27 protein-coding genes and 6 pseudogenes are annotated in these 22,087 nt (G+C 38.5%); 28 read left to right on the top strand and 5 right to left on the bottom strand.

Translation table 11 applies throughout. The features are described 5' to 3' along the window. Window positions 1-82 precede the first annotated feature (82 nt). The 3 genes from AYJ55_RS20305 to AYJ55_RS20320 form a co-directional block, all read right to left on the bottom strand. Entirely contained in the window at window positions 83-322 is a 240-nt protein-coding gene (locus tag AYJ55_RS20305; protein ID WP_063657380.1) for a hypothetical protein, read from the bottom strand. Beyond that, on the bottom strand, window positions 315-749 hold the full coding sequence (locus tag AYJ55_RS20310) for a transcriptional antitermination N peptide (RefSeq protein ID WP_245677405.1): 435 nt from the start codon (window positions 747-749) through the stop codon (window positions 315-317). Before AYJ55_RS20310 ends, AYJ55_RS20305 begins: the two co-directional genes overlap by 8 nt. Window positions 750-1,126: 377 nt before the next feature. Next, window positions 1,127-1,822, bottom strand: coding sequence for a LexA family transcriptional regulator (locus AYJ55_RS20320; RefSeq protein ID WP_063657736.1), 696 nt, complete (start codon window positions 1,820-1,822; stop codon window positions 1,127-1,129). A gap of 99 nt (window positions 1,823-1,921) precedes the next feature. On the opposite strand from AYJ55_RS20320, the gene AYJ55_RS20325 reads away from it, so the two are divergent. Continuing rightward, window positions 1,922-2,125, top strand: a complete 204-nt coding sequence (locus AYJ55_RS20325) for a Cro/CI family transcriptional regulator (protein WP_063657737.1) — start codon at window positions 1,922-1,924, stop codon at window positions 2,123-2,125. Between the two features lie 138 nt (window positions 2,126-2,263). Here AYJ55_RS20325 and AYJ55_RS20330 read toward each other — a convergent pair whose 3' ends face one another. Continuing rightward, on the bottom strand, window positions 2,264-2,506 hold the full coding sequence (locus AYJ55_RS20330) for a hypothetical protein (protein WP_063657738.1): 243 nt from the start codon (window positions 2,504-2,506) through the stop codon (window positions 2,264-2,266). Between the two features lie 464 nt (window positions 2,507-2,970). Beyond that, window positions 2,971-3,198, bottom strand: a pseudogene (locus tag AYJ55_RS33815) (helix-turn-helix domain-containing protein); the annotation flags it as partial. 77 nt (window positions 3,199-3,275) lie between these two features. Between AYJ55_RS33815 and AYJ55_RS20340 the strand changes: the two are divergent. The 27 genes and pseudogenes from AYJ55_RS20340 to AYJ55_RS33825 all read left to right on the top strand — a co-directional run bounded on the left by AYJ55_RS20340 (window position 3,276) and on the right by AYJ55_RS33825 (window position 22,086). Beyond that, the gene (locus AYJ55_RS20340) at window positions 3,276-3,503 is read left to right on the top strand and encodes a helix-turn-helix domain-containing protein (RefSeq protein WP_063657739.1); all 228 of its coding nucleotides are present in this window, start codon (window positions 3,276-3,278) and stop codon (window positions 3,501-3,503) included. 182 nt (window positions 3,504-3,685) lie between these two features. Further along, window positions 3,686-4,057 carry a hypothetical protein gene (locus tag AYJ55_RS20345; RefSeq protein WP_063657740.1) on the top strand — a complete coding sequence of 124 codons (372 nt, stop codon included), beginning with the start codon at window positions 3,686-3,688 and terminating at the stop codon, window positions 4,055-4,057. Window positions 4,058-4,296: 239 nt separating this feature from the next. Continuing rightward, window positions 4,297-5,322 carry a hypothetical protein gene (locus AYJ55_RS20350; protein ID WP_063657741.1) on the top strand — a complete coding sequence of 342 codons (1,026 nt, stop codon included), beginning with the start codon at window positions 4,297-4,299 and terminating at the stop codon, window positions 5,320-5,322. Between the two features lie 133 nt (window positions 5,323-5,455). Next, a pseudogene (locus AYJ55_RS33820) lies at window positions 5,456-5,773 on the top strand (IS630 transposase-related protein); the annotation flags it as partial. Between the two features lie 17 nt (window positions 5,774-5,790). Continuing rightward, the gene (locus AYJ55_RS27180) at window positions 5,791-6,279 is read left to right on the top strand and encodes an IS630 family transposase (RefSeq protein ID WP_063653499.1); all 489 of its coding nucleotides are present in this window, start codon (window positions 5,791-5,793) and stop codon (window positions 6,277-6,279) included. A 90-nt stretch (window positions 6,280-6,369) separates the two neighbouring features. Further along, the gene (locus AYJ55_RS20360; RefSeq protein ID WP_162505771.1) at window positions 6,370-7,059 is read left to right on the top strand and encodes an ATP-binding protein; all 690 of its coding nucleotides are present in this window, start codon (window positions 6,370-6,372) and stop codon (window positions 7,057-7,059) included. 33 nt (window positions 7,060-7,092) lie between these two features. After that, on the top strand, window positions 7,093-7,338 hold the full coding sequence (locus tag AYJ55_RS20365) for a DUF1187 family protein (RefSeq protein ID WP_063657391.1): 246 nt from the start codon (window positions 7,093-7,095) through the stop codon (window positions 7,336-7,338). 19 nt (window positions 7,339-7,357) lie between these two features. Continuing rightward, window positions 7,358-8,293: a hypothetical protein gene (locus tag AYJ55_RS20370; RefSeq protein WP_063657630.1), complete on the top strand. Its 936-nt coding sequence runs from the start codon at window positions 7,358-7,360 to the stop codon at window positions 8,291-8,293. Then, window positions 8,294-8,650: a RusA family crossover junction endodeoxyribonuclease gene (locus AYJ55_RS20375; protein WP_063657629.1), complete on the top strand. Its 357-nt coding sequence runs from the start codon at window positions 8,294-8,296 to the stop codon at window positions 8,648-8,650. It begins immediately after the preceding gene. A 76-nt stretch (window positions 8,651-8,726) separates the two neighbouring features. Further along, complete coding sequence (locus tag AYJ55_RS20380) at window positions 8,727-9,104, top strand: antiterminator Q family protein (protein WP_063657743.1); 378 nt, start codon at window positions 8,727-8,729, stop codon at window positions 9,102-9,104. A gap of 324 nt (window positions 9,105-9,428) precedes the next feature. Further along, window positions 9,429-9,665: a phage holin family protein gene (locus tag AYJ55_RS20385; RefSeq protein WP_245677484.1), complete on the top strand. Its 237-nt coding sequence runs from the start codon at window positions 9,429-9,431 to the stop codon at window positions 9,663-9,665. Beyond that, window positions 9,625-10,107 (top strand): lysozyme, encoded by a 483-nt coding sequence (locus AYJ55_RS20390; protein WP_063657628.1) that lies wholly within the window; start codon window positions 9,625-9,627, stop codon window positions 10,105-10,107. The genes AYJ55_RS20385 and AYJ55_RS20390 overlap by 41 nt, the downstream gene beginning before the upstream one ends. Beyond that, window positions 10,077-10,526: a lysis protein gene (locus tag AYJ55_RS20395; RefSeq protein WP_063657745.1), complete on the top strand. Its 450-nt coding sequence runs from the start codon at window positions 10,077-10,079 to the stop codon at window positions 10,524-10,526. The genes AYJ55_RS20390 and AYJ55_RS20395 overlap by 31 nt, the downstream gene beginning before the upstream one ends. 647 nt (window positions 10,527-11,173) lie before the next feature. Beyond that, a complete protein-coding gene (locus AYJ55_RS20405; protein WP_063657627.1) occupies window positions 11,174-11,491 on the top strand; it encodes a hypothetical protein in 318 nt (105 codons plus the stop codon). Further along, window positions 11,488-11,691, top strand: coding sequence for a hypothetical protein (locus AYJ55_RS20410; protein WP_063657626.1), 204 nt, complete (start codon window positions 11,488-11,490; stop codon window positions 11,689-11,691). The genes AYJ55_RS20405 and AYJ55_RS20410 overlap by 4 nt, the downstream gene beginning before the upstream one ends. An 18-nt stretch (window positions 11,692-11,709) precedes the next feature. Further along, window positions 11,710-11,934, top strand: a complete 225-nt coding sequence (locus tag AYJ55_RS20415; protein WP_063657170.1) for a DUF2560 family protein — start codon at window positions 11,710-11,712, stop codon at window positions 11,932-11,934. 16 nt (window positions 11,935-11,950) lie between these two features. Then, window positions 11,951-12,361, top strand: a complete 411-nt coding sequence (locus AYJ55_RS20420) for a DNA-packaging protein (RefSeq protein WP_063657169.1) — start codon at window positions 11,951-11,953, stop codon at window positions 12,359-12,361. Further along, a complete protein-coding gene (locus AYJ55_RS20425) occupies window positions 12,345-13,784 on the top strand; it encodes a PBSX family phage terminase large subunit (RefSeq protein WP_245677485.1) in 1,440 nt (479 codons plus the stop codon). Before AYJ55_RS20420 ends, AYJ55_RS20425 begins: the two co-directional genes overlap by 17 nt. A gap of 2 nt (window positions 13,785-13,786) precedes the next feature. Continuing rightward, window positions 13,787-15,988 (top strand): portal protein, encoded by a 2,202-nt coding sequence (locus AYJ55_RS20430; RefSeq protein WP_063657665.1) that lies wholly within the window; start codon window positions 13,787-13,789, stop codon window positions 15,986-15,988. Between the two features lie 10 nt (window positions 15,989-15,998). Beyond that, a pseudogene (locus AYJ55_RS20435) lies at window positions 15,999-16,897 on the top strand (phage capsid protein). Between the two features lie 10 nt (window positions 16,898-16,907). Beyond that, window positions 16,908-17,213, top strand: a pseudogene (locus tag AYJ55_RS20440) (P22 phage major capsid protein family protein); the annotation flags it as partial. 100 nt (window positions 17,214-17,313) lie between these two features. Then, window positions 17,314-18,353: pseudogene (locus tag AYJ55_RS20445) on the top strand (IS481 family transposase). 46 nt (window positions 18,354-18,399) lie between these two features. Then, a pseudogene (locus AYJ55_RS20450) lies at window positions 18,400-19,377 on the top strand (P22 phage major capsid protein family protein); the annotation flags it as partial. Window positions 19,378-19,433: 56 nt separating this feature from the next. Next, complete coding sequence (locus AYJ55_RS29925) at window positions 19,434-19,637, top strand: hypothetical protein (RefSeq protein WP_063657663.1); 204 nt, start codon at window positions 19,434-19,436, stop codon at window positions 19,635-19,637. Continuing rightward, window positions 19,618-20,097 carry a packaged DNA stabilization gp4 family protein gene (locus AYJ55_RS20460; protein WP_063657662.1) on the top strand — a complete coding sequence of 160 codons (480 nt, stop codon included), beginning with the start codon at window positions 19,618-19,620 and terminating at the stop codon, window positions 20,095-20,097. The genes AYJ55_RS29925 and AYJ55_RS20460 overlap by 20 nt, the downstream gene beginning before the upstream one ends. Beyond that, window positions 20,069-21,829 (top strand): packaged DNA stabilization protein, encoded by a 1,761-nt coding sequence (locus AYJ55_RS35235; RefSeq protein WP_342668192.1) that lies wholly within the window; start codon window positions 20,069-20,071, stop codon window positions 21,827-21,829. The genes AYJ55_RS20460 and AYJ55_RS35235 overlap by 29 nt, the downstream gene beginning before the upstream one ends. Further along, window positions 21,826-22,086 carry a hypothetical protein gene (locus AYJ55_RS33825; RefSeq protein ID WP_245677486.1) on the top strand — a complete coding sequence of 87 codons (261 nt, stop codon included), beginning with the start codon at window positions 21,826-21,828 and terminating at the stop codon, window positions 22,084-22,086. Before AYJ55_RS35235 ends, AYJ55_RS33825 begins: the two co-directional genes overlap by 4 nt. Window position 22,087: the final 1 nt, after the last annotated feature.

Below are 22,087 nucleotides of genomic sequence, written 5' to 3' on the forward strand. Positions count from 1 at the left end.
CCTTAATAAGACATTGATTATATTATGAATTGTTTATTTATGATTAATAAAAAGAAAGGATTTGATTTTGTGAATTGATTAATTATGCTCCTATCAGATGGAATTCAATGTCTTCAGGTTCGCAGAAGTCGATATTATCATAAATTCCATATTTGCTTGCTATATCAAGAATTGCATCATTCATCTTGCTGGATGTCATTTGTGAATCGATAATTCTTTCAAATTTTTTATAATCTTCTTCGTTCATATCTACTATATAGTTACACTTTGCTCTAACATCAGCAACAATTTGAACCTTAATCGTTTTGTTATTCTCAAACATTAGCAGTTACTCCGAAGTTGAGCTTAGGTTTATTTTTAAACCTTTTAGCAGTGTATAAAGCTATTTCAGGCAAACAGCAATTATCAAATGAGTCATAAACTTTAGTTAGGCGTATTGATATTGCTTTTTCTACACGACTCATCATTTTTCTTTTTAGTGAAAGAATAGGGCGTTTAGGATTTGGAGTTGTTAGTTGGTTAGATTTTTTAGATGGGTTCAACGCTGCTTTCAATGCCAAATTAAGCGCTTTGTTATAGTTATAGGCTGCTCGCTTGGCGCTTCTACGCTCATGTCTACGACAGCGAGCATTATCATAACCATGAAAGTTACACATATTACCTCCTGACAATGGGTTTTGGTGGTGTGTGCCGGAGGTATCCGGATTATATTTACAGTCATATTGGTAGTACCCTGGTGTTGGTTTCAACTTTATGGCTGCAATTTGGTTATTTCACACACCCCAAAACCGACTGTTTGGGTGTTTTATGGTTCGCTTTTTCAGCGAAATGGTGTTAAAGAGCGGTATTGCTTAACTGTCGTCACTTGCCTTCATGTTCATACGCCTCAGGCTGGCTACTTGGCAACGTCTGGCAAGGTTTCAGATAACTCGGAGTATTGTCTGGCGTTTGCCTGTTGCAGTGAGTTGATAGAAAAATAATACCATTGGTGGTTTATTTTGTAAATACCAATGGTGTTAAAAATGTATAAAAAAACGATTACTCTAATTTTTTTCACAAATCATTAATGCAAAATGGCGCAGATAAAAGCCAACCCAATTAGAGTTGACGTATAATATTGAGGATTTTAGTTTCTTGTATAACGAATCTCTTTCACGATTGCAGCAATGCTCTGCATTGATTTAATTTCGTTATGAAACATAGTTATAGGCCGACAGTTTCCATTAATACTAATGAATTGATATTTATTTTTCAAATAAATAACCTGTTGTACCATAAGAACTTTATTCTTTAGAGTAACTAAAACCTCATCTCCAGAGTGAATAGAAGTCTTTGGTTCAATAACAATAAATTCTCCTGATTTGAATCTAGGCCACAAGCTATCACCCATAATTCTAACAGCATAAGCAGTGGGATCGGTGCTGTGAATATTTAACCATCCAGAGTCTAATTTTATTAGATTGATCATTCCATCTACTCCTAATATGGCTTCTCCCGTAACAGGGATTCGGCCGTGCTTTAATTTACCAGCATACTCAAACGTGTCATTAGATACGTTTTGTGCTAATCGGTTAATCTCAGCAGCGAGTGATGGGCTAAATGTTTCTACAGGTACTTGGAATATTTCTGAAAAAGATAAAGCGTGTTTTAATGAAATAGCATTTTTTGCAGTGAGTAGATGACTTACCGCTGTTTGTCCAATTCCCATAGCGTGAGCTACGGACTCTTGAGATATTCCTAGAGATTTCTTTTTTGATTCAAAAATAGTCTTAAGTCTACGGCTATCTTCTATTTGTTCTTCTGTTAATGGTTTCTTTTTCATTTTGTCATTTTATTACCACAAGGAATAATTATCAAAAACCATGGGTATTGACTTTTTCAACACTGTTGGTAATAATTATTTTCTCTTTTTGGGGGATGCATGAAAACTTATTCATTAATTAATTTCGTAAAAAAAATTGGTCAAGCTGAAGCTGCTAGAAAATTAGGTATTTATCAAAGCGCGATAAGCAAAGCACTCCGGATGAGAAGAAGAATTACTGTTCTTATCCATGACGACGGGAAAGTTGAAGCTGAGGAAGTAAAACCTTTTCCGTCAAGCAACATCAAGCAAAAAACGAACTAATTTACACCGCTCTTTAACAACCTGGCCTCCCTGAAATTGGGAGATTATTAAATTCCCAGCCCATCGGGAGGGATAACTATTATCTGAAACTTATGGAATTAAGTGTAGAACAGGATTGTTGCAAAGACTATCAAATCGTTATGCAATTCTTAATTTAGTAGCTCTTGTTCTTGATACCGCAAATATTGAAGCATTAGGAAGTAAAGCAGCATTTTTGTGTTTTATTGGCTTACTCTGACCATAACATTTACGGCGTGCATCACGAATGATAGCTAATTGATAGTCACTTGCTGTTGGGTGAAATTCTTTAATGTGTTCGTAAGATTTATTGGGATTAAACCGTTTAGAACATACAGGGCATATAGCAGATGTTTTTTTCATAATATTTTTCCTTAACAAATTAGATGAATGAATAATCGTGTTTGTAATGGAAAATGGGTTCTGCCTCTTCGGTACATTGTCTCTTAAGAGATACGCCGTCCGCCCGTGCGTTAGAGTGCGCCGTTCACTTTTTTCAATCGCTAGCTATTTGCCTTTGATGAATATCATATTGAACTATAAGTACAATTAATTCAAGTACCAAAAGTACGTTATTTTGATAAAAATTTTTCAATAGATATTATATTATTGATTTATAGAGGATTATTTTTTTTCTTTTTTAGCATTTCATTGAAAACAGAATCAAAATATTTTTTTTGCTTTCTCATTTCTTCAAGGAAATATAAAGCTTTTTCTTCTGGGAGATCATTAAATAATTTGATTAATTCAATGTGTTCTGGGGTTAAAGTTTCTTGAAATGATTTTCGATCTTTATCAAAGATGATATGTGAAACAGGGCTTATTTTACCATGTTGCAACCAAATAGGATCACAGTTTAAAAAATTAGCAAGAGCATAAATTTTATCTTGTCTTGGCAAAGATTCTCCATTAAACCATTTACTAACAGCTTTAGAAGTGACACCTATAGCTTTAACTATAGCTGCACCTCGACCATGTTGGTTTAACCCAGCTTGTTCACAGGCTCGTGCTAGCCTCTGGGAAAATTCTTTACGCACTTTTTCACTCTGTACCATAGGTACAATATAAACCTCTTGCAAAAAACTATCAGTACGATAATATGTGTACTGTAAGTACATAAGGAGAATGTCATATGAACAATCTATATGACCCAATTAAGAATATAGGCATATCTAGAGTTGCTAATGCATGCGGTGTTAGTGATAGAGCTGTTTATAAGTGGTTAAAAAACGGATTTTTACCTAAAACAGAATTTTTTGGTAAAACAAATTATGCCAAAACGATACAAACAATATCCGATGGGAAATACAAAGCAGAAGATTTACTTAGTTTGAGTAAGAAAAATCTTCTTTCAAATTGAATAATATACCTATATTTCACCGAACGATGCGGTATACCATCGGGCGACCGGATAGCGTCCTGCTAAATGGCTGAAGCGGCAAAACCCACTTAATTATCCACAATCTCACTCTATCTATTATTTTTTCACAAACCCCATAGGAATATCGAGGTAGGGAATTTTATTACTTAAGGATTATAACCATGGAAAATTCAAATACTATCAAAATCACCTGCAAACCTGAGCATTTGGAATCTTACTTCTACCAGAAGATGGCATCAGAAGGCGGTAATAACGGGTTTGCTAAATCACTAGGGATCCACCCATCAACAGCGAGTCGGGATAAAACCAGAATATTTAAATTAGCCTGTCAGGTCGTCTCAGAATACGGCTTACCTAGTCATGTAGTGAGTGTGCCTGATTCATCGACACAGGAGGTTGTTATTACAAATATATCAGGTGAAGAGATACGCAAGCTGATAGACATGCTGGAGCATCTTAGACTGCCAAAAAAAGAAGCTTCAAGGTTAAAAAACGATGAAGCTTTTGAGAATTGTAATGAGCTTTGTGTTTGATGAAGAAAGTTTAGTATTTCAAGGAGAAGGGAAACGACGAATTTCCCTTTTTTTCTTTCAATTTCAGCGAGGTCATTATGCCAAGAAATCGCCGATTTATCAATAAAAACCATGAAGAAAAAGCCCATCCAGATAGTCCTGATGGGCTATTGGTTGCTGCATCAAAAAACAAAGATTTTGCCCGTCGGTTAGTATCAAAGTCCTGAAAAAGTTACAAATTCACTAAAAGAGATAAAGTTATGGCAAGAGCAAGAAATATCAAACCTGGTTTTTTCAGCAATGATGATTTAGCTGAGTGCGAACCATTAGCAAGACTTTTGTTCGCGGGATTATGGACGATTGCGGATAGAGAAGGTCGTCTTGAAGATAAGCCCCGTAAAATAAAAGCAATGGTATTACCTTATGATGAAGCGGATTGTGAAAAGTTATTGTCCCAGTTACACAGTAAAAATTTTATCACTCGGTATTCAGTTGATGGGAATGACTACATCCAAATTAATAATTGGAAAAAACATCAAAATCCTCATTGTAAAGAGTCACCCAGTGAAATCCCTGAACAGATTACTCAATTTATTGATAATAAAGCGGCATCAGAAAAGCACCATACTAATACAGTGCAAGAATCTGACAAGCACTTAAAACCTAAAACCCAACAAACGAACGAACAAAATTTAAACACTTCTCATGTTGGTTATAATCAATCGACATTGACTTCTAAACAGGATGAACAGCCAAACAATTTGTCGCCGACTGTTGTTCAGGAACATGATGAATTATTTCAAACTACTGAAAAACAAGATAAAAAAGAAGAGTGCCGTACAAGTACAGTGCAAGCACCATACAAGCACAGTTTTAATCCTGCTGATTCCCTTAACCTGATTCCTGATTCCCTTAACCTGATTCCCTATAACACCCAAGCCGAAAAAATGGCTTGTGAGGATGAAGGGGAAGAAATATCTGCTGATGTTCATTCGATGTCAGAAAAATATGCGTTTGAGGGAAAGGTGATACGCCTGAATCACAAAGACTTCGCTGATTGGCAAAAACTTTACCCCAATCTCGATCTGCCCAGTGAATTACTGAGGCTGGATATTGAATATCAACACGACAAACCGAAGAAATGGTTTATCACCACGAGTCAGAAACTGAATTACCAGAATAAACAGGCTGTAAGAAATCCTGTTCGAAAGGTTTCAGGTATGGTGACTAATTTTTCGCATTTTGATTATGGTCAAACCGAAATTCCATCATGGGCGGAGGTGTAACATGGGTTATCGAACAAAAATCGAATCATTGAAAATTCGGTTGGAAGATACACTTCAAAAACCGAAAGTGATAGAAAATACTGTCGTGCAGGAGATATAGCTAGGCGACTTAATTTTGATTACAAGGTGTGTTATGAGTTATACAATTGATTTTCGACGTAAAGTAATATCTGTAAGGAAAGCCGAAGGTTTAACAATTCGAGAAACTGCGAAACAATTCCGTATTGGAAAAGCGTCTTTAGTACGTTGGCTTAAACGACCAGAGCCAAAAAATTCAACGCCACGTAAGAGGAAGCTCGATAAAAATGCTTTAGCAAAAGATGTGGAACAGTATCCAGATGCTTACCAAAAGGAACGGGCAGAGCGATTCGGTGTTTGTAAAAAGACTATTTGGCAATCCCTTAAAAAGCTGGGATTAACCTATAAAAAAAAACTCTATTCCATCCAAAAACCAACGAAAGCGACAGGCTGGCACATCAGCAAAAAAGACAACAGTATGAAAAAAAAGATAAATCTGTTGTTTTTATTGATGAAAGTGGTTTTTCACATGACACTCCACGAACTCACGGCTATTCCCCAAAAGGTCACCGTTGTTTTGGCCTGAAAAACTGGGGTGCTAAGGGAAGAACAAATGTTATTGGCGCTTTATTGGGAACAACCCTTTTTGCTATCGGATTATTTGATTGCAATATTAATCGTGATGTTTTTTATGTTTGGATCACAAAAATATTGCTCCCAGAACTTCCTGAAAATTCTGTTATTTTTATGGACAACGCTAGCTTTCACAAAGGTAAGAATATTGAACAGGCAATTATAAACGCAGGACACCAGATAGAATATTTGCCTGTGTATTCACCAGATTTAAATCCTATAGAACATAAATGGTCTCAAGCTAAACGTAAAAAGATGGAAACAGGATGCACTATCGATGACCTGTTTTTAATACATATGCTGTAATCAAAATTAAGTCGCCTAGCTATAACTGTCACTTGTGAAAAACACGGAGAATATCAAACTTACAAGCGAAAATTGTTGAGTCTGAGAGGGATGGAAACACAAGGTGAATGTCCTGAATGCCTGAGAGAAAAAATAATAGCGCTAGAGCAGGAGTATCAAGCGGTTGAGCTCAAGCGAGTTCATCAAGAAAAGCTTAATTTACTAAAATTTTTCAATGTTCCGAAACGGTTTGATATGGCTTCACTGGATAACTATGAACCCATCAATAGTTACGCCAGACAGTGTTTAGCTGTTTGTAAGTCCTATGCTACAAAATGGCCTGAAAGGTTGAAACAGGGCGGAGGATTGGTTATGTGCGGTAAGCCAGGGACAGGAAAAAACCATTTGGCAATTGGAATAGGGAAATCGATTATTGAAAACTTCATGGCTTCGGTCAGGCTGACATCAGCTATTAAAATTGCCCGAAACTTTAAGGCAACATGGGCGAAGGATTCAGAAGAACGTGAGTCAGATGTAATTGAAATGTACGCTTCACCAGACCTGCTTATTATCGACGAGGTGGGTGTCCAATTCGGTAGTGATGTGGAAAAAATGATTTTATTTGAAATTATTAACTGTCGTTATGAAAATTTAAAACCAACGATATTAATTAGTAATTTGCCCAAGGAAGAATTAGCAACCTTTGTTGGCGAGCGAGTTATGGACAGGATGAATGACGGAGGGGGTTGTACACTAACGTTCACTTGGGAAAGCTACCGTTCACGCAGACAAGCCGCTTAGTTTACTGTTAGATTATTCGTATCAGGAAACCCAATGAAATACCAAATCGAAGCAACCATTGTTAAAAATGGCGGCGAACCCGTGTATTGGCAGCACTATAGTGACAAAGCACTATCAGAACAGGATTGCCTGAAAATCTTATCCCAGCCGTCCATGTTTAGAATGCAATTTAAAGAAATTGATTATTACTGGACGGGAGGCAGTGCTGGAAAGCGTGACAAATTGCCAAAAGTGTTAATAGAAAACTTCACCTGTAATCCGCTAAACCCCACCAAATAAAAATCAAATAGGCAAAAATATGAAAATTCAAAGCAGGGAAAATCGCCGTGAAGGATACCTTTGTGTCCAAAGTGAGGACTTCGATATATTTAATCTTCGAAAAGCGGTTACTTCGGGCAACTGGTTAGCCATTAACAACGGTATTTGCACATTAACGGATTTGGGACTAAGACACGATGGCAATGGGTTAGTGTGGCTTAATTCGGGGATTTCCGTTCATGAGGCAGATAGCGATATTGGACTAACAGGTCAGGATAAAAAATCTTATGATTATCATTCAGAGGTGCGCACAACTAATAGATTGAAAAATAATGATTATTATGAATTTGTGCAGCCTAAAGATATTGATAGTTATGCACTGAATATTATTTGCAAAGTTAGCCAGCAATTCACTGAACGTAAAGATGGTTCACCTTTGGTTACCTTCGCGTTGTTGATTGACCAAAAAGCACGGAAAGAAGCCGCTGATAATTGGATATTATACCGTAATCCCAAGCAAGGCGATAAATACACGATTTTTAATAAACATCATCATCGCGCATTAATGAAAATTTATCAAGCTAAAGGCTGGCAAGCTGAACCGCTACGATATATCGGCAACTTAATCCGTAATGACGCAGAATTTAGCAAGCTCATGAAGCGACTGGGTTATATCAAAGTGCGTACCAGAAAGATAACCGGAAAGCTAAATGATTTTTGGATTTATCGATGTAAAGAAAAAACGCTCAAAGAGGTGCGCACAAAAGAAAACATTAAAAACAATGGTTTAATACGATTTGTGCAGTATGCAAAGCAACCAACGAAAGCCTTTAAACATATCCTTGTCGATGGTGAATACCGTTATGTTTATGAAGACCACATCCACTTTTTGACGAAAAAGCGTCAACGAATAGCAGGTAAACAGTTAACCGGTTATACCGCTAAAGGGGTGGAGATGAGAGAGATTAAGCTATGAATGAAAACTTATAACATCACCGTTCCTTTTCCCCCTTCTGTCAATCACTACTGGTATCACGCCAAACACAAACACTTCATCACCGCAAAAGGCAAATTATATCGTCAGTCGGTAGTCGCTGAAATAATGCGTCAAAAGCTCTGTAAACGATTATCTCAACGTTTGGGGGTTGAGATAGGAGTATATCCACCTGACCGTCGTAAGCGAGATTTAGATAACCTGATGAAAGCACCGATTGATGCACTTTGTCATGGCAGTTTGATAGTTGATGATTCTCAGATAGATGTGTTGCACGTTGAGCGAAAGGAAATCGTTAAGGGCGGAAAATTAATTATCACCATTTGGGAAATCAAATAATCAAGAAACCACCATTACTATTCAACGCAGGGCATTGAGACCATGCCTCAATTCATATTTTGCCGGAGGGGAATTAATGCGTGACATTCAGCAGGTATTAGTTCGCTGGGGAGCTTGGGTAGCTGATAATAGAGAAGATGTGTATTGGTCACCTGTTGCAACAGGATTTAAAGGATTAATTCCGCTCAAAATAAAATCCAAGCCCCAGTGCTGCGAAGATGATGCCATGATTATTTCAAGCTGTATGGCTAAACTAAATCAAAAAAACAGGGATATCCACGATTTACTCTTTGAATACTATGTATTTGGTAAAACATTTATCCAATTAGCTTATGAACACCATTGCTCAGATACGCATATAGGAAAAAAATTACAAAAAGCAGAAGGGGTGATTGAAGGTATGTTGATGATGCTGAATATAAAACTGGAGATGGATCCGGATGTACAAAAATAGCATAAAAATACTTTACGATCGTAAAAATCCTGATATTGTGATAAGAGTGACAACAACGTCAGCTAACTTATGAGCCTCGCTTTTGCGGGGTTTTTTGTTGCTTCATTAACCAAATAATAATATCTTATCAACGCACTACTTTTTGTAAGCTCGTATGGTACATATAAGGTAAATAAGGCAGTAGTGCATAGCCCCATGTGAAAACGTGGGGTTTTTCGTTTACGCCACCGCAATACTCACACAAACAATCATCAAAACGAGTAAGGCGGCTGGCTCCCTGTTCAATTCAAAGCAATGGAACCCTCAACGGGAGGGTATATGCGTATGTTTGAAAAATACTCAACACCTGCCGCCTATCTGTGGGGCATCATGACCACCATCGGGGGAGTCATGACAACGATTTTTGATTTTTTTACCCTTGAGCAGTGGGTAGCTGTGATAGGTATTGTCTGCACGATAGGGACATTTTTTATCAACGTGTACTACCGCAAAAAGGAGTACAGACTCAAGGAACGTCAGTATGAAGATACCGAAAAAAATATTGATGGCAACGGGCGGTAGTGCGTTGTTTTTATCGTCAAGCATGATAACGCATTTTGAAGGGTTGAGACTTAAGCCCTATTTTGACGGAGGTGGTGTGCTTTCGGTTTGCTACGGGCACACAGGCAAGGACATTGAGCGTAACAGGACGTACACCAAAGCCGAATGTGATCAGTGGCTTGATGACGATTTGAAAGCGGTTAAGCGTCATGTTGACTCGCTGGTCAAGGTGAGTATCAATACCCTGACTCAAGCAGCGCTTTACTCATTTGCTTACAACGTGGGCGTGGGGAATTTTGGGAAATCCACATTACTCAAAAAGCTCAACGCTGATGACCGAAAAGGCGCATGTGATGAGATGAAACGATGGATTTACGTAAAAGGCGAAGTCTGGAAAGGGCTAATGACCCGTCGGGAAATAGAGAGCGTAATATGTTATGGAGACCTTACGCATTTGTCGTAGCGATGATTGTCGCATTGGTTTTATCACTCGTTTTTCTCAACAGCCGTTACAAAACCGTCAAGCAAAACTATCAAACGCTAAAACAGAAATATCACGAGCAAATTGAAGCGTTGGAATTGCAGCAGCAGAAGATAGAAGCCTTGCGCCAACTCGATATTAAACACACCGAGGAACTCAATAATGCCAAAGCGGAAATTGATAAGCTCAATGATGCTGTGCGTGCTGGCGTTAAGCGGTTGCGCGTCAACGCCGTGTGTGGTGCACCCAAAACCACTACCGCCAAGAGCCGATATGATGAAGCCACCCCACAACTTAGCGAAGCAGCTAGACAAGATTATTTCAGTCTCAGAGAGATGATGATTGAGAACGAAAAGCAAACGGAATATCTACAGCAGTACATCAAAACGCAGTGTCAATGAATTAAGAACTTAACTATCTGGAAATTCCGGATAGTCCCCGCGCCATCACCGCGCATTTAAATAAACCCGAGACAATTCACAAAATAGACCTCAGAGAACGTCAGTCAATCATGATGCGTTCTGGGTCTGTACGTTCTGTGTGAGCTGAGGTCTCTTTTTTGAAAGGTAAGCATCATGAAATCAGTAACAATTAAGAGCAATGTTAACTTTTATTAATTAACAATTTTCAAAACTTACAACCCAGCGTACCACATGCGCAACTAATCCAAACATCGAACCCGTTATTTAGGAATGAGCCTTTGAGGTAATCAGTTTTGCTGATGTCACTTCGATGGGCTGATTTCCTATGTGGCAAAGGTTCATTACCTAAGTAAGGAAGACATCATGAATCATGTATTAACATTTAAAACACACAATATCGTTCCCTTTAATAACGGTGACGGAAAAATCTGGTTCACTAATAAACAACTATCTATCTTACTGGAATACAAGGACGCATCTTCTATTACTCGCATTTTTAACAGGAATAAAGATGAGTTTACAAATGAGATGTCAGGGACGGTCAATTTGACCGAGACTAATAAAAACAATGAGTTACGCTATAAAAAATAAGAATTTATTCAGTTCGTGGCGCTCATCTAATCGGAATGTTATCTAAAACCAAAGTCGCTAAATCACTCCGTAAGTGGTTACTGGATTTAGCGGAAAAAGAAAGCCAACCAACAAATCTTGCTTTGTTAGATATGGAAGGATTGAAATCATTAACGATTGGCGAAATGCAAAACAGGTTGGTTGCTGCAAATAAATGGTCGTTTGACAATTTTGGTAGAAAAGGAAGCGACTTAATGAACTTACGTAAGCGTCATCTGAATAAGATACGTAAAGCAGAAAAAACAATTATGGCACTTTCTCAATTAAGACTACCAGGATTTGATGATACGCCAAATGGAGAAAGTCAAGCATGACTCCTGAACAATTCATCGAAACCAATGTCAAGGCCGAGTTAATGAAGCTCGGCTTTTCTAACTCTGTAGCCAGTTTAGCAACAAATGAAGCTATCCGGTACTACCGCAAACAGCCAGCGAGTAAACGAGGCAAGATGCTAGAAGATTGTCTAAATCAGGCTAAACGATGGGCAATGAGTGCGGCTAAACATAAATATTAATTCGAAATAGGTGAAATGATGAAAGAAATAACCGCAGAACAACAAGTGCGTCTTGATATTTTAAGATTGGTATTACTTGATACAGCAGCAGCACAAATCACCATCGATTTTGTGAAAGACGAGAAGCTGAAATTTGAGATATTTAAGGATTTATGGCACGAATCCGGCGCAGAAAGTACACCTGTCGCCCGTGCGCAAAAGTCAATTCAAAAAGGGAAAGAGGCTTTACTCCTTTTCCAGTAAACCTAGAGAGTAACTTATGGTGAGCAAAAAGAAAATTGGACGCCCAAGTAAGTTAGCCATGAGTCTTGAAAAGGCCAAGGCCTATTTAATGGGCGAATATAAAACAGTAGGGGATGTTGTGCCTAATATCGCTGGTTTAGCTTGTTATCTCAATATTTCTCGATCGACAATTTATGAATGGTCATCAACAAATGTTGAATTTTCGGACATCGTTGAAGGAATTCTCGCATTGCAAGAAAATAAATTGCTAAATTCTGGTTTGAAAGGGGAATTCAATCCTACTATTGCCAAATTGATGCTAAGTAAGCATGGATATGCTGATAAACAAGAAACTGAATTGTCAGGTAAAAATGGCGGCGCAATTGAAACGGACAACAAAATTAGCATTGAATTTATAGGAATGACTATAAGTGAAGGTGCAAATTAGTGAAAAGTTCGCGCCAATGTTTAAACCGAAACGCATAAAAGTTTACTTTGGTGGTCGTGGCGGCATGAAAACGGTTTCTTTCGCTAAGATAGCATTAATAACAGCATCGATTAATAAACGTAGGTTTTTATGCTTACGTGAGTTTATGAATTCAATTGAAGATTCTGTACACGCTGTTTTACAAGCGGAAATAGAAACTTTGCGATTACAAAACCGATTTCGCATTCTTAATAATTATATTGAAGGTATAAATGATTCTATTTTTAAATACGGACAATTAGCACGTAATATAGCTTCTATCAAGTCAAAGCATGATTTTGATGTTGCATGGATAGAAGAAGCTGAAACAGTATCTGAAAAGAGTCTTGATATACTTATACCGACAATACGAAAGCCTGGTTCTGAGCTGTGGTTTTCATTTAATCCGGCAGAAGAAGATGGCGCTGTATATAAGCGTTTCGTTAAGCCTTACAAGGAAATAATTGATGTTCAAGGCTATTACGAAGACGATGACTTATATGTCGGCAAAGTGAGTTACCTGGATAATCCCTGGTTATCCGAAGAACTCAAAAATGATGCTGAGAAGATGAAACGTGAAAACTATAAAAAATGGCTTCATGTTTACGGTGGCGAGTGTGATGCTAATTATGATGATGCATTAATTCAGCCTGAGTGGGTGGATGCTGCGATCGATGCTCACATCAAGTTAGGACTTAGGCCAAGAGGCATTCGTGTTGTTACCTTTGACCCTGCCGATTCTGGTCAGGATGAAAAAGCATTATCAAAACGCTATGGCGTGCTTGTTGAGGATTGTGTGAGTTGGTCAGAAGGTGATGTGGCAGATGCAACTATTAGGGCTTTTGATGAAGCATTTGACTATCGAGCTGATGATTTTATTTATGACAACATTGGTTTAGGTGCGGGTACAGTAAAAACTCATCTAAGACAGAGTAACGATGGTAATAAGATGGTTGTAACTGGCTTTGGCGCTGGTGATTCTCCTGATTATCCTAATGAAATATATGTTCCAGGGAATGGTGAATATATTTCATCAACAAATAATGATGACAGAACTAACCGTGATACGTTTAGAAATAAACGCGCGCAATATTGGGTTTATTTGGCAGATAGATTTTATAAAACCTGGCGCGCAGTTGAAAAGAGAGAATATATCGATCCGGATGAGTTGATAAGCCTATCATCAAAAATAAAAAAACTATCACAACTTAAGTCTGAATTGGTTAAACAACAACGAAAACGCACCGCGGGTAATCGATTAATCCAATTGATTAGCAAAGAGGAGATGAGATCAAAAGGAATAAAATCACCCAATATGGCTGATACCCTCATGATGTCATTTGCTAATCCCATTCGTTTAAAAGAAGACACTGAAATATTCGTTCCCTCATCTTCTAGTTGGTAATTATGGCTGAAACATTACATAAAAGACATGAGCAAATTATGCTCAGATTTGACCGTGCGCACTTATCGCAAAAAGAAGTAAGAAGTAAATGTATTGAGGCGACAAGATTTGCGCGAGTTCCTGGTGGGCAATGGGAAGGCGCAACGGCCGCTGGATCTGAAGTAAAAGAACATTTTGAGAAATATCCCAAATTTGAAATCAATAAAATATCTAATGAATTAAACAGAATAATTAGCGAATATCGCAATAATCGAATTACGGTGAAATTTAGGCCTGGTGACAAGGAAGCTAGCGAAGAATTAGCCAATAAATTAAATGGGTTATTTCGTGCTGATTACGAAGAAACCGACGGTGGTGAGGCATGTGATAATGCATTCGATGATGCAGCGACAGGTGGATTTGGTTGTTTCAGGCTGACGACAAATTTAGTCAATGAACTTGAACCCATGGATGAAAGACAGCGTATTCGCTTGGAGCCAATATACGATCCTGCCCGCTCCGTTTGGTTTGATCCTGACGCAAAGAAATATGATAAGTCTGATGCTGAATGGGCTTTCTGTATGTATTCACTGTCAGTTGATAAATACAAAACTGAATACAATAAAGATCCGTCGACGTTAGATAGCAGAATTGAGAAAACTTGGGATTATGACTGGTTTGATAATGATGTTGTTTATATTGCCAAGTATTATGAAGTAAAAAAAGAATCCGTCGATGTTATTAGTTTTAGCAATCCCTTCACTAATGAAAAAGTCACCTATGACAGTGATCAACTTCAACTTGTTCAGGATGATCTTGAAGACATAGGCTTTATCGAGGAAGCTCGGCGAACCATAAAGCGCAAACATGTTTATGTCTCAGTGATTGATGGTGATGGATTCCTCGAGAAAGCTCAACGAATACCAGGTGATCATATTCCGTTAATTCCAGTCTATGGTAAGCGGTGGTTTATCGATGATATTGAGCGAGTTGAGGGGCATATAGCAAAAGCCATGGATGCACAACGGTTGTATAACTTACAAGTGTCGATGCTGGCAGATTCTGCGACTCAGGATACGGGCTCAATTCCGATTGTTGGTAAAAGTCAGATAAAAAAACTGGAGAAATATTGGGAAACTAGAAATAAGAACAGACCCGCTTTTTTACCATTAAATGAGATTGTTGACAAACAAGGCAATATTATTGCGCCACCAACGCCAATAGGATACACCCAACCGCAGCCACTCAATCAGGCAATGGCGGCATTATTACAACAAACCAGTAGTGATATTCAGGAAGTAACCGGTTCAAGTCAGGCTATGCAACAAATGCCAAGCAATATAGCTAAAGAGACGGTTAATAATCTGATGCATCGTTCTGATATGTCCTCATTTATTTACCTTGATAACATGGCCAAAAGTCTTAAGCGAGCAGGTGAAGTTTGGTTATCGATGGCACGTGAAGTCTATGGTTCAGACAGAGAAGTCCGTATTGTTAATGATGATGGTACGGACGATATAGCGTTAATGTCGGTTGCCATCAAAGATAAGCAGACAGGACAAGTGGTAGCGATGAATGACTTATCGACGGGGCGTTATGATGTCACCGTTGATGTGGGGCCATCTTATACAGCGAGACGTGATGCTACTGTTTCAGTTCTGACTAATCTGTTGGCTGGAATGTTACCGCAAGACCCAATGCGTGCAGTTGTTCAGGGGATTATTCTAGACAATATGGACGGGGAAGGGCTCGACGAGTTCAAAGATTACAATCGCAAGCAGTTATTAACTCAAGGCGTTGTTAAGCCTCGTAATGCAGAAGAAGCCCAAGTTGTTGATCAGGCTCAACAGCAAGCCCAACAACCTAATGCTGAACTTGTAGCCGCTCAAGGGGTATTGATGCAAGGGCAAGCTGAAGTTCAGAAAGCGAAGAACGAAGAGTTGTCTATTCAGGTTAAAGCTTTTCAGGCTCAGACTGAGGCTAGAGTAGCAGAAGCCAAAGTTGTTCAGATTCTTGCCTCTGCTGATAGTACAAAGCGCTCTGAAATTAGAGAAGCGCTAAAAATGTTACATCAATTCCAGAAAGAACAAGGCGACTCATCACGAGCAGATGCCGAGTTAATTCTAAAAGCAACCGATATGCAGCATAAGCAAAGCTTAGATGTTGCGAAAACTATTCAATCACAAAATAACCAACAGTCTCCTGCGGACTTCTCGCAGAGTTAAGGGGTAATAGATGGAAAACGAACTGATCATTGATGGTCAGGCTGTACCTATGTCTGAAAATCAGAAACGACAACAGCTAGAAACAACAGAACAAACAAAGCAAGTTAGTGAGAGTAACACCACTGACAATGCTGAAATTGTGACTGGTGAATCATCTGAAGTAAAACCAGATCAGAACGTCGATCAGGAACAAGATTACTCCTTGCAGATCGGCGATGAAGAAATCTCGCTGGCTGATGACGATGATTCAATTGAAGGAAAGCCAGCTCCTAAGTGGGTTAAAGAACTTAGAAAAGGATTTAAAGAAACACAGAAAGAAAATCGCGATTTGAAACGACAGCTTGAGGAATTGACAACCAAGCAGTCTTATCAATCGCCAGTGAATCATGATAACGTTATTCCTGCTAAACCCACCTTGGAATCATGTGATTATGATGAAGAAGTCTATGAAAAAGCACTGACAGATTGGCATGAGAAAAAAAGCCATGTCGAACAAAAAAACAAGCGCAGCAAAGGCAGCAACAAGAAGTTCAGGAACGATTTATTCAGCGTTTAAAATCCCATCAACAACGTGCAGCTAAATTACCCGTAAAAGATTATACGGAGATGGAAGAGGTTGTACGTTCAGAAGTTCCAGTACTACAACAGGAAATTTTAATTCATGCTGCTGATGAGGGAACAGAACTTATCGCCTATGCACTTGGAAAAAACAAAGCATTACGCCAGCGGCTTACCGCTGAGAATGATCCTATCCGAGCCGCGTTTCTGTTAGGTCAAATTAGCCAGAAGGTAAAACTGGCACCCAAACCTAAAAAAACACCTAAGCCTGAACCCGAGCTAAAAGGTGGCGCCGGAAACGTGAAATCCGATGAGTTTAACAAATTGTGCCCAGGTGCAATTATTGAATAAGAGTAAAAAAATGGCAAATAATCTAGACTCAAATATTAGTCAAATCGTTTTAAAAAAATTCTTACCCGGTTTTATGTCGGATATTGTTTTGTGTAAAACCGTTGACAGGCAATTATTATCGGGTGAGATAAACTCAAACACGGGCGACAGTGTGAGCTTTAAGCGTCCGCATCAATTCAAGTCTGAAAGAACAGAGACAGGTGACATTACGGGGAAAGATAAAAATGGTCTTATCTCTGGCAAAGCGACAGGCAAAGTCGGTAAATACATCACGGTGGCTGTTGAATGGACACAAATTGAAGAAGCGTTAAAGCTTAAATTGTATTAGTCTTAACTTAATCCGACAATTCTGATTTAAAAAAGAGCGTTACCGGTTTTAATTAACATCATTAGATAATTAAATAAAAGGTAATTCTATGTATCAAACAAATAATCCTATCACAAACATAAAGTCGGGTTACTTAACCTCGCTGAAAAGCTTAATAACGTCTCAAAAGCCTGTAAGATTATGGGGGTATCCCGAGATACGTTTTATCGCTACCAGGAACTTGTTAACGATGGTGGGATAGACGCTTTAATTAATCAAAATCGACGGGTGCCTAACGTAAAAAATAGAGTAGATGAACAGATTGAAAGCGCTGTAGTCGAGTATGCGATTGAATACCCTGCACACGGTCAACACCGCAGTAGTAATGAACTAAGAAAAAAAGGCATTTTTGTTTCGGGGAGTGGCGTTCGCTCTATTTGGCTGCGCCATAATCTCGAAAATTTTACAAAACGCCTAAAAGCGCTTGAAGATAAAATCGCAACAGAAGGAATTATCCTGTCAGAATCACAAATCAGTGCTCTAGAAAAGAAAGCGCAAGATGATGAAGCCTGTGGTGAGATTGAAACAGCGCATCCAGGTTATCTGGGTTCACAAGATACTTTTTATGTCGGTCATTTAAAAGGCGTTGGTCGTGTTTATCAACAAACTTACATTGATACTTACAGTAAAGTCGTTCATTGTAAGCTTTACACAACAAAAAGCGCGATAACGGCGGCAGATTTATTAAATGACAAGGTTCTCCCTTTTTATTCCCAGCATGGGTTACCGGTGTTACGTATACTGACGGACAGAGGCAGTGAGTATTGTGGTAAAGTTGAACATCACGATTATCAACTTTATCTCGCTATCAATGATATTGATCATACAAAAACTAAAGCTCGTTCACCTCAAACTAATGGGATTTGTGAACGCTTTCATAAAACTGTATTACAAGAGTTCTATCAGGTGGCTTTTCGTAAGAAAATCTATAGGGCTTTAAATGAATTACAAGCTGATTTAGATAAATGGTTAGCGGAATATAATAACCAACGCACTCATCAAGGAAAAATGTGTTGCGGTCGAACTCCTATGGCAACTTTACACGATGGAAAACAACTTTGGAGAGAGAAAGATTTAAATCAAATTTAACCTGACAGGTACTGTATAAATAACCGGTAACTGTCAGATTAAGTCTGAGCTACTACAGCTTAATCAGCTTGAACAAATTCTATCACCGATTCATGAGCGTATGGTGACTGATCTTGAAACAGAATTAGCCCATTTCATGATGAACAATGGTGCGCTATCGCTAGGCTCACCGAATACACCGATAAAGAAATGGTCAGATGTGGCTCAAACGGCCTCATTCATAAAAGATATTGGCATTAAAACCAGTGAAAACTACGCCGTCATGGATCCGTGGTCAGCCCAACGGCTTGCCGATGCACAAACTACTATCTCCGCTGAACCTTTAGTGCGTTCAGCTTGGGAAAACGCGCAAATAACAGGTAATTTTGGGGGGATCCGTGCATTAATGTCTAATGGTCTTGCATCAAGAGAGCAAGGGGATTTTGACGGAACAATCACAGTGAAAACAGCGCCTAACGTTGATTATCTTTCTGTTAAGGATTCCTACCAGTTTACGATAACATTAACTGGAGCAACACCGAGTAAGACAGGTTTTTTAAAAGCCGGTGATCAGCTTAAATTTACGTCTACTCACTGGTTAAATCAGCAAAGTAAGCAAACGTTATATAACGGATCGACAGCAATCAGTTTTACAGCAACAGTGCTGGAAGAGACTGACTCTACATCTTCTGGTGATGTTACTGTCAAATTATCGGGTGTTCCAATTTATGATGAAAAAAATGCCCAATACAATGCCGTTGATGCAAAAGTTAAGGCAGGAGATGCCGTTTCTATCATAGGAACTGCAAAACAACAGATGAAACCTAATCTTTTTTACAATAAGTTTTTCTGTGGGTTAGGAACCATCCCCTTGCCAAAATTACATAGCATTGATTCAGCAGTCGCAAGTTATGAGGGTTTCTCTATTCGTGTACACAAATATGCTGATGGGGATGCAAATAAACAGATGATGCGTTTTGATTTATTACCTGCCTATGTCTGTTTTAATCCACATATGGGTGGCCAATTTTTTGGCAATGCTTGATTATCTTCGTAACAATATGGGAGCGTTGGCTCCCTTTTTTTTATTTGAGGTTACTCATGGAAAGAAAAAGCGTTTTCGTCTGGTCGGATAATAAAGCTGGATTTGTTCAGGCAGTGATTGTTGCAGCGGATTTCCCTGTCTTCAAAAAAATGGGCTTTGTTTCATCTGTTGATGAAGTAAAGGAACCTAAAAAAACACCTGAAAAATCTAATGAGCCTAAAAAAGAAAAGGGCACTAAAGATGAGAAAGCCGTTAACTAAAGGTGAGATTGTTCTGTTTGCTTTGCGTAAGGCGGGTATTGCCTCAGATGCGACTAACACAGAGGTAGAACCACAATCGTTTGAAGATAGTATTACTGACCTTGAAGACTTGATGGCAGAGTTACAAATTACATTTGGGGATTTGGGCTATCAGTTTTCATTAGATGAACAACCCGCAGCCGATGATGCGTCAGGTCTTCCTCGTAAATATAAACAGGTTATTGGTTATCAATTGATGCTGAGAATGTTATCGGATTATTGCATTGAGCCTACCCCGAGACAAGAAGCGTCGGCCGCCGCCTCCTATGATGCGCTTCTTATTGACACGCTCAGTGTTCCACCAATAGAAAGGCGGGGTGATATGCCTGTTGGTCAAGGTAATAAATACTCCTCGTTAGGCGCTGATAGCTATTATGCTGAGAGGGGATTCCATGCCAAAAATGCAGATTCCGCTAGCTAAAGGATTAGCTAAAGATGTCAAGACCGCAGATTATATTGATGCATTACCCGTAAATATGCTGGCAACACCTAAAGAGGTGCTTAATGCTGCGGGTTATTTAAGATCATTCCCTGGTATTGAAAAAAAACAGGAAGTGAACGGCATATCACGTGGTGTGCAATTTAATACAAAAAACAACACTATCTATCGAGTCTGTGGTAACAAGCTTTATCTTAATGGCATTCAAATTGCTAATATACCTGGAACTGATCGGGTTTCACTTTCTCATTCAGGAAACAGTCAAGCGATTTGCTTTGGTGGAAAATTAAAGTTCTATGACTATGATGGGAAAGAAAAAGAATTATCAAATTGGCCAGAAGAGGTTGTTGTCAAAAAAGGATACACACGAGAAGTAAAAAAATGGGAACATAAAGCTGGTAATGATGATTTTGTGACATTATCAAAAGATGATATTGAAGGATATTTATCCCTTAAAATTATTCCAAAATCATCTGATGGCAAAAAGGGAAATGAAATAACGATTTCTGAATCTCAGTTCGGATCACGTGTATCGCAAAGTAATCCTGGAGGAAATAAACCTTATTTGACGGATATTTTGGTGGAAGGAATTAAGCGAATAGGGGGAAAAATAACAATAACTTATAAGATGAATAGTTCCACCACTGATTCTACAGAATTTGCAATGATTCAGACTGTGCCAGAAGTTATTGAAAGATATCCGCAATACAACTTAGGCGAAGTTATTGATGTTTGTCACAATAGAAGTCGTTATGTATTTTTGCAAAAAGGGGGTAATCGATTTGGCATAACTGATCTTGAAGATGAATCAAAACCTGATAGATATAGACCATTTTACAGCGCTGAATCGCAACCTGATGGGATAGTTTCAGTTGCATCATGGCGAGACATGATAGTCTGTTTTGGTTCTTCTACGATTGAATACTTTTCGTTAACTGGCTCTTCTGATACTTCACAACCCATTTATATTGCTCAACCAGCGTATATGATTCAGATTGGTATTGCAGGTCGTAATTGCAAATGTCGTTATCAGGACAATTACGCAATTATTAGTCATCATTCTATTGGTCAACCATCAGTTTATATTATAGGTTCAGGTGAAAAAAACAAAATATCAACGGCTACTATTGATAAAATCATCAGTAATTATTCTGCTGATGAATTGTCTAAATCAGTTATGGAATCAATTAAATTTGATAATCATGAATTATTAATTATTCATCTTTCAAAGCATACTCTTTGTTTCGATATTTCTGCAAATAATCAATGGTCGATACTGAAATCAGGACTTTATGACAATCCCTATCGTGCGATTGATTTTATGTTCTATGGAAATCAAATCACAGCGGGTGACAAGAAAGAAGGAATTATCGGTAATTTAGTTTTCGACGCATCAAGTCAATACGAACAATCGACAGAACACCTTCTTTATACACCAATGATAAAAGCTGACAATGCAAGATTATTTGATTTTGAACTGGAATCTTCGACTGGTGTTGCTCAAATTGCAGATAAATTATTTCTGTCCGCAACAACAGACGGCATCAATTATGGCAGAGAGCAATTAATAGAGCAAAACTCCCCGTTTCGTTATGACCAGCGAGTTATTTGGCGAAGAATTGGCAGAGTTAGAAAAAATATTGGTTTTAAAATACGTATCATCACTAAATCACCTGTGACATTATCGAATATGTCGCTAAGGATTGAACAATGACGAATCAATATGCAAATCCAGGATTAAAGGAGCCAATCAGCGTCCAAGGTTCATATATCACCCCTGATATCCTTCCTTCAAATTTCAGCGAATCTTATCGTAGGATCGTTTTAAGTGGTGCCGAGGATATAGGCAAAGTCGTTAACAGAGCTAACGACTCAGGATATGAAGCTTATGCTGCGCAACTTAAAAATGAAGAGCAAGATATTATCCTTGGGAATCACGAGGAAAGGATAACAAAACTGAGGAGGGTTTAGC

Source organism: Candidatus Arsenophonus triatominarum, assembly GCF_001640365.1.
Taxonomy (GTDB): Bacteria; Pseudomonadota; Gammaproteobacteria; order Enterobacterales; family Enterobacteriaceae; genus Arsenophonus; species Arsenophonus triatominarum.